The sequence below is a fragment of the Caballeronia sp. GAFFF2 genome, from assembly GCF_023631485.1.
Lineage (GTDB): Bacteria > Pseudomonadota > Gammaproteobacteria > Burkholderiales > Burkholderiaceae > Caballeronia.
On the sequence record NZ_JALQDA010000024.1, the window covers coordinates 157,877 to 165,080 of the forward strand.

General features: G+C 60.7%; 6 protein-coding genes and 1 pseudogene. 2 read left to right on the top strand and 5 right to left on the bottom strand.

Features of this window, described 5'->3' with window-relative positions; translation table 11 throughout:
* Positions 1-16 precede the first annotated feature (16 nt).
* The 5 genes from NCT04_RS15835 to NCT04_RS15855 all read right to left on the bottom strand — a co-directional run bounded on the left by NCT04_RS15835 (position 17) and on the right by NCT04_RS15855 (position 5,542).
* Positions 17-1,468 carry a bifunctional 2-methylcitrate dehydratase/aconitate hydratase gene (locus NCT04_RS15835; RefSeq protein WP_250466471.1) on the bottom strand — a complete coding sequence of 484 codons (1,452 nt, stop codon included), beginning with the start codon at positions 1,466-1,468 and terminating at the stop codon, positions 17-19.
* Between the two features lie 29 nt (positions 1,469-1,497).
* A complete protein-coding gene (locus NCT04_RS15840) occupies positions 1,498-2,007 on the bottom strand; it encodes a hypothetical protein (RefSeq protein WP_244829743.1) in 510 nt (169 codons plus the stop codon).
* Positions 2,008-2,092: 85 nt separating this feature from the next.
* Entirely contained in the window at positions 2,093-3,268 is a 1,176-nt protein-coding gene (gene prpC / locus NCT04_RS15845) for a bifunctional 2-methylcitrate synthase/citrate synthase (protein WP_250466472.1), read from the bottom strand.
* A 94-nt stretch (positions 3,269-3,362) separates the two neighbouring features.
* On the bottom strand, positions 3,363-4,373 hold the full coding sequence (locus NCT04_RS15850) for an HpcH/HpaI aldolase/citrate lyase family protein (RefSeq protein ID WP_250466473.1): 1,011 nt from the start codon (positions 4,371-4,373) through the stop codon (positions 3,363-3,365).
* A gap of 182 nt (positions 4,374-4,555) precedes the next feature.
* Positions 4,556-5,542, bottom strand: coding sequence for a malate dehydrogenase (locus NCT04_RS15855; protein WP_250466474.1), 987 nt, complete (start codon positions 5,540-5,542; stop codon positions 4,556-4,558).
* A 613-nt stretch (positions 5,543-6,155) separates the two neighbouring features.
* On the opposite strand from NCT04_RS15855, the gene NCT04_RS15860 reads away from it, so the two are divergent.
* The gene (locus NCT04_RS15860) at positions 6,156-6,947 is read left to right on the top strand and encodes a GntR family transcriptional regulator (protein WP_244829106.1); all 792 of its coding nucleotides are present in this window, start codon (positions 6,156-6,158) and stop codon (positions 6,945-6,947) included.
* Between the two features lie 179 nt (positions 6,948-7,126).
* A pseudogene (locus tag NCT04_RS15865) lies at positions 7,127-7,204 on the top strand (succinate dehydrogenase, cytochrome b556 subunit); the annotation flags it as partial.

Consider the following 7,204-nt stretch of genomic DNA (forward strand, 5'->3'; position numbering starts at 1 on the left):
GCACCGGCTCCAGGCGCTAGATCACATACAAATCGACGTATTCATTGACCGGCATGGCTTCGAGCTTTGCCTGATCGAGCGATACCGCGAGGATCGCCTGTTGCTGTTTTTGCGGGAACCGGCGCGCGAGATTGGTCTTGAACTTCTCGACGAGCAGCGGAATGCCGTCCTCGCGGCGGCGCTTGTGACCGATCGGATATTCCACCGCGATTTCATCGAGCTTCGAACCGTCCGTGAACTCGACGGTGAGCGCGTTCGCAATCGAGCGCTTCTCAGGGTCGTGGTAATCGGTCGTGTATTGCGGGTCTTCCACGCATTCCATCTTCGCGCGCAAGGTGTCGATGCGCGGATCCTGCGCGATCGAATCTTCGTAATCGGCGGCGGTGAGACGGCCGTGGATGAGCGGCACGGCGATCATGTACTGAATGCAGTGATCGCGGTCGGCCGGATTGTTGAGCGGTCCCTTCTTGTCGATGATGCGGATCGCCGCTTCGTGCGTGCGAATGGTGATCTTCGCGATATCTTCGACACTCTTGCCCGCTTCCTTCAGCTTGCCGTGCAGCGTCATGGCGGCTTCGACGGCGGTTTGTGAATGGAATTCGGCCGGGAACGAAATCTTGAAGAGCACGTTCTCCATGACATACGAGCCGTACGGGCGCTGGAACTTGAATTCGTTGCCCTTGAAGAGCACGTCGTAGAAGCCCCAGGTCTTCGTGGTCAAGACCGACGGATAGCCCATTTCGCCGGTCTTCGCGATCAGCGCGAGACGCACGGCGCGCGAGGTCGCGTCGCCCGCGGCCCACGACTTGCGCGAACCCGTGTTCGGCGCGTGGCGATATGTGCGCAGCGAATGACCATCGACGAAAGCGAGCGACACCGCGTTGATGAGTTCGTCGCGCGAGAGGCCGATCAACTGACCGACGACCGCCGTGGACGCGAGCTTGACCAGCAGCACGTGATCGAGCCCGACCTTGTTGAACGAGTTTTCCAGCGCGATACAGCCTTGAATTTCGTGCGCCTTGACCATGGCGATCAGCACGTCTTTCATGGCGAGCGGCTTCTTGCCGGTGGCGATTGCGTTACGTGACAGCCAGTCGGCGGTGGCGAGAATGCCGCCCAGGTTGTCCGACGGATGGCCCCATTCGGCGGCGAGCCATGTGTCGTTGAAGTCGAGCCAGCGGATCATGGCGCCGATGTTGAAGGCGGCCTGAACCGGGTCGAGCTGAAACTGGGTGCCAGGCACCTTCGCGCCGTTGGGGACGATCGTGCCGGGCACGATCGGTCCCATCAGCTTGGTGCAGGCAGGGTACGAGAGGGCTTCGAGTCCGCAGCCGAGGGTGTCGATCAGGCAGTTGCGCGCGGTTTCCAGCGCAAGCGTGCTCTCGACGCGATAGTTGAGAACGTAGTCGACTATGTCGACGAGTACCTGATCCGGCTCTGGCCGGACGTTCGAGATCGGTGCGGACATCGAGGATTCCTGTTTGATTGCAGACTTTGTTATTCGGCCTTCTTGAACAACGCTTCCGACTGCGTGGGAGCGGTTGCGCCCGCAGCCATTTCGGCGGTCATGCACTCGTCGGCCAGGCGCGACGAATCTTTGTCGGAGAACAGCATTGCCTTCGACGGGATCACGACGAGATCCATGCCCGTTGCCGCATCGTGGAAACGATCGGCGCCGGTCGTGGTGTCCTGACGGGGCAGCTTGTAGTCCTTCTTGGCCCAATTCACGGTGACGATGGTGTCACGCTTCATGTCGCCTTTCAGATAGAAAGACGCGCCTTCCTTACAGGTCCACTTGACGGCGCCTTCGGGAATCGGGTCGGTCTTCGCTGCCGCGGCCGCTTCGGCCTTGGGTGAGCGCTTGATGAGTCGACGTGCCGGAGCCGGGCGTTTGGCCTTTGCCGCCTTCGAGTCCGTGGTGGTCGTCGCGGCGAAGGCGTCGGCACTGACGAACACGCTGGTGGTAGCCAGTGTGCCGACGATTGCAGCGATCAGGAGTTTATTCATCGAAAAACCTTTCAAAACATGGAGGTTGGTAACGGTTGCCGCGCGGAGTGAATTTCGTCCTCGCGAAATTCGATCGCGCAGTCCGCTATTTTCGCTTATTTAGTGGCGTGAACTTCAAATTATCGGGACCCGTGTAGTTCGCACTCGGCCGGATGATTTTGTTGTCGATGCGTTGCTCGATGATGTGCGCGCTCCATCCCGCCGTGCGCGAGATGACGAAGAGCGGCGTGAACATGGCCGTGGGCACGCCCATCATGTGATACGAAACCGCGCTGAACCAGTCGAGGTTGGGGAACATTTTCTTCGCGTCGGCCATCACGGATTCGAGCCGTTCGGCGATGCTGAAGAGCTTGTTGTCGCCCGCTTCCTTCGAGAGCTTCTTCGCGACTTCCTTGATGACCTTGTTACGCGGATCGGAGATGGTATAGACCGGATGACCGAAGCCGATCACCACTTCCTTCTTCTCGACGCGTGCGCGAATATCGGACTCGGCTTCGTCGGGCGTCTGATAGCGCGATTGAATTTCGAACGCGACTTCATTGGCGCCGCCATGTTTCGGGCCGCGCAATGCGCCAATGCCACCCACGATCGCCGAATACATGTCCGAGCCCGTGCCCGCGATCACGCGAGTCGTGAACGTGGATGCGTTGAACTCATGTTCAGCGTAAAGATTGAGCGATACGTGCATGGCTTCGACCCACGATTTCGAGGGCTCCACGCCATGCAGCAAATGCAGAAAGTGTCCGCCGATGGAGTCGTCGTCAGTTTCGACTTCGATGCGCTTGCCGTTGTGCGAGTAGTGATACCAGTAGAGCAGCATCGAACCGAGCGAGGCCATCAGTTTGTCGGCGATATCCTTCGCGCCGGGAACGTTGTGATCGTCTTTTTCGGGCAGGATGGTGCCGAGCATGGATACGCCGGTGCGCATGACGTCCATGGGGTGCGCGGACGCCGGAATCCATTCGAGCGCGGCCTTGAGGTTTGCGGGCAAGCCGCGCAAAGCCTTGAGTTTTGTCTTGTACGCCTTCAACTCGGCGACGTTCGGCAGCTTGCCATGCACGAGCAGATAAGCGATCTCCTCGAACTCGCTGGTGGTCGCGACATCGAGAATGTCGTAACCGCGATAGTGCAGGTCGTTGCCGGTCTTGCCGACTGTGCACAACGCGGTATTGCCCGCGGTCACGCCCGAAAGCGCGACGGATTTTTTTGGCTTGAATGCGCCCGCTGCGGCGGGTGCGTCGGTCGATACGGTATCGCTCATTGCTTCAAGTCTCCTTTCAACGCTCAGGGCGTGCGTTACTTCTTCTTGAAACGCGCGCTGCGTAACCGCTCGCGCGCGTGCTGCAAATGCTCTGTCATGCGTTGCCGCCTTGCGCCGGCGTGGCGAAGAGCGACGCGTAATCGCTTGGCATTGCCTGGCCGGTGGCCTCGGCGCGCCGCAGCACCGACCAGTAATAGCGATAGCTCGCGCGATCGTGCAAGGTATCGCCGTGACGCGTTGGGCCCCACTGCGCGCGTTGTGCGCCAAGCAGTATCTCGGCGGCGAGCGCGATTTCATCGGCACGTGGCGAGAAGGCTTCGACGACAGGCCGTATCTGCTCCGGATGAATGCTCCACATGCGCGTATAGCCGAACTCGTTGCGCGCGCGCCCGGCGTCGTTCGCCACGATGCCCATGTCGCGCACTTCCGTCGATACGTTGTGGGACGGCACCTTGCCGTGTGCATGACACGCCGCCGCGATTTCCAGCTTCGCGCGCCGCACGAGCGGATGTTCAAACTGGCCGGGCGAGCGCATGGCGGTATCTGGAATGGCGCCGTTGTGCGCCGAAACGAAGTCCATCAGACCGAAGCTCAGCGATTCGACGCCAGGCAGCGCCGCGAGCTCGAAGGCTTCGCGAAGCGCGCCATGTGTTTCGATCAACAGATGACAAGGCACCGGTTTCTCGATGCCGAACTCGCAACGCGATGCCTCGACGAAAGCCACCATCTCGGCGGCGTCGAAGACGCTGCGGATTTTCGGCAGCATGACGAAGGCAGGCGCTTTCCTCGCGTGACGCAGGATGATGCGCACGTCGTCGCGCCACGCGCGGTGATTGAAGTCGTGAATGCGCACGCCCACGCGCCCGAAGCGGTCTTCCTCGCCGCCGACGAACGACGCGACGAGTTCCGCATGCTCCGCCTCGCGGCCTACTTCCGCACCGTCCTCGCAATCGAGCGTGATGTCGAAGTCCGGCCCGAGTTGCGCCTGCAACGCGAGCGACTTCTTCATCAGCTTTTCGCTGCCCGCGTAGTGATCGCAGGGCGGCAGGACAGCAGGCTGCGGGTCGCCGTCAAACAGCACTTCGGCGGGGGTAAGAGCGCGCATCGTCGGCGTCGGGTCCAATTGGGGGAAAAGGATGTCGATCTTGCTCAATGCTTCTGATTCGGCCGCGCTCGGGCTTTTTCCGTGAAAGCACGGCAAGCTCCAAACGCGTTCGAATCAGGCGCGATGCATCGGATGCATTCGCGCCAGCGGGAAGCCTCCCGGCTTCCCCGCGATACTTAAAATTACTTGCCCAGCAAATGCGCCACGCCGTCGCGCTCTTCTAGCAGTTCGTTCAGCGTGCCGTCCATTTTTTCGCGCGAGAACGCGTCGATTTCCAGACCTTCGACGCGTTTGTACTCGCCGTTTTCGCACGTGACCGGCACGCCGTAGATGATGTCTTCCGGAATGCCGTACGAGCCGTCCGACGGAATGCCCATTGTGACCCACTTGCCATTGGTGCCGAGCACCCAGTCGCGCACGTGGTCGATTGCAGCGTTAGCCGCCGATGCCGCCGACGACAGACCGCGCGCTTCGATGATCGCCGCACCGCGCTTGCCGACCGTCGGGATGAACGTGCTGCGGTTCCATTCATCGTCGTTGATGAGCTTCGTCAGGTCGTCGCCGGCGGCGGTGGCGAAGCGGAAGTCGGGGTACATGGTCGGCGAGTGGTTGCCCCACACAGCCAGTTTTTCGATCGATGCGACCGGCTTGCCCGACTTGGCCGCCAGTTGCGACAGCGCGCGGTTGTGGTCCAGGCGCAGCATGGCGGTGAAGTTCTTCTTCGGCAGATCCGGCGCCGACTTCATCGCGATATAGGCGTTCGTATTGGCCGGGTTGCCGACCACGAGAACCTTGACGTCGCGGCTTGCGACTTCGTTGAGCGCCTTGCCCTGAACCGTGAAGATTTCGGCGTTGGCCGACAAGAGGTCCTTACGCTCCATGCCCTTCGAGCGCGGACGCGCACCGACCAGCAGCGCGACGTCGGCGTCCTTGAATGCGACTTTGGGGTCGTCCGTGACGACCACGCCTGCGAGCAGCGGGAACGCGCAGTCTTCCAGTTCCATCACGACGCCCTTGACTGCGCCTTGCGCTTGCGGCAAATCGAGCAACTGAAGAATCACGGGCTGGTCTTTGCCGAGCAGATCGCCATTGGCGATACGGAACAGCAGCGAGTAGCCGATTTGACCTGCGGCGCCGGTGACGGCAACGCGCTTTGCGGACTTAGCCATTGATAACTCTCCTGGACGGTGCGTGGAACGCTAGGGAAAGCGCCATTTTATGCGCGTTACGCAAAGCGTTGATGAAAGACATGCCTGTCATGCCGCCCGCGAAGCGGGGGAACGCCCGGCCGATGTCCTGCCGATGCGGCTTCGCGCCTGTATTGGCGCCAAGGCGAGCGGCGCACCGACGGGCGCGGCGTGACTGTCATGCCATGAATCTCTCATTCGAGCGAGTTGCTTGCGGGAGGTTTCTTGAAGGACGCGAAATTCGCTTGGGTCCTACGGCAACGCGCCCATACGAGACGGCGCTTGACGTTGCGAGGCGATAGGCAGGCAGCGGCGCGCGAATCGAGTGGTCGATCGGCGTAAGGCGAAAGCGAAAGGGCGTGCCTGGCGGTATGTCGCGCGGCCGAAGAACTGACGGCATCTGGCGAAAACCGCCAGGACAAACGCGCCGGTCAGCTCGGTTTCCGGTGTTACGACAACCCGCAAACCCTTGCTCGACAAGGAGTGTAGGGTTCGTCACAAACAAAGTCAACACTATCTTATGTCTTATATAAGACATAGGATTCTCAGGGAAAGCTCTGGACGCACGGCGCGGCTTTGTGTTGAAATGCGCGGCATGAATTCGAACCCGGCGAGCACGACGAACCCGAACGGCAGCGCGAGCGCGGCTGAGGCTGCCGCGAGTACGTCGTCGCCTACGTTCAGTCCGCTATATCAGCAAATCAAATCGCTCATCACGCAGGGGCTCGAAACGGGTGAATGGAAGCCCGGCGAAATCATCCCGAGCGAGGTCGAACTCGCCGCGCGCTATAAAGTCAGCCAGGGCACTGTCCGCAAGGCCATCGACGAACTCGCCGCCGACAATCTGCTCGTGCGCCGCCAAGGCAAGGGCACGTTTGTTGCGACGCACAATGAAGACCGCGTCCAGTTCCGCTTCCTGCGCTTGTTGCCCGACGACGGCGACGCTCATCCCCACGTCAGCCGCCTGCTCGAATGCAAGCGTCTGCGCGCGCCCGCTGAAATCGCGCGTCAACTCGATCTGAAACCGGCCGACCCTGTCGTTCTTATCAAGCGCCTGTTGCAGTTTGATGGCGTGACGACCGTTTTTGATGAAATCTGGCTGCCCGGCGCGGTCTTTCGCGGCCTGACCGCCGAGCGTCTCGCCGATTACAAGGGTCCGCTCTACGCAATGTTCGAGACGGAGTTCGGTACGCGCATGATTCGTGCGACAGAGAAGATCCGCGCCGTCGCCGCTGACCCAGCGGTCGCGCGCCTGCTCGATGTGAAACCGGACTTTCCGCTGCTGTCGGTCGAACGCGTCTCCTATACGTATGGCGACCGGCCGGTCGAAGTGCGGCGCGGCTGGTATGTCACGACCGGGTATTACTATCAGAACGACTTGAGTTGAGCGCCGAAAGCAGGCGGGAAATGCAGGGTGGCAAGCAGTGCGTAAGTTTCGCGCAAGCACGTAAGGGATACTCTTTTCTTACACGCCTTAGAAGAGTGTTTTAGGCCGGTTTTCGCTGCAGCGCGGAATAAAAAGGCGCTAAAATCGCGGATTGGTGTAATAACAAGTTGGGGTCTAGCATGGCTGAAGCCGTAAAAAAACCAAGGCCCGAGTTCCGGAACATCGGGCTTGGTCAACTCGCGAAGTATCGCTTGCCG

Coding starts and splice junctions, on each gene's coding strand:
- NCT04_RS15835 (WP_250466471.1), bottom strand. CDS start 1,468: ATGTCCGCACCGATCTCGAACGTCCGGCCAGAGCCGGATCAGGTACTC.
- NCT04_RS15840 (WP_244829743.1), bottom strand. CDS start 2,007: ATGAATAAACTCCTGATCGCTGCAATCGTCGGCACACTGGCTACCACC.
- prpC (WP_250466472.1), bottom strand. CDS start 3,268: ATGAGCGATACCGTATCGACCGACGCACCCGCCGCAGCGGGCGCATTC.
- NCT04_RS15850 (WP_250466473.1), bottom strand. CDS start 4,373: ATGCGCGCTCTTACCCCCGCCGAAGTGCTGTTTGACGGCGACCCGCAG.
- NCT04_RS15855 (WP_250466474.1), bottom strand. CDS start 5,542: ATGGCTAAGTCCGCAAAGCGCGTTGCCGTCACCGGCGCCGCAGGTCAA.
- NCT04_RS15860 (WP_244829106.1), top strand. CDS start 6,156: ATGAATTCGAACCCGGCGAGCACGACGAACCCGAACGGCAGCGCGAGC.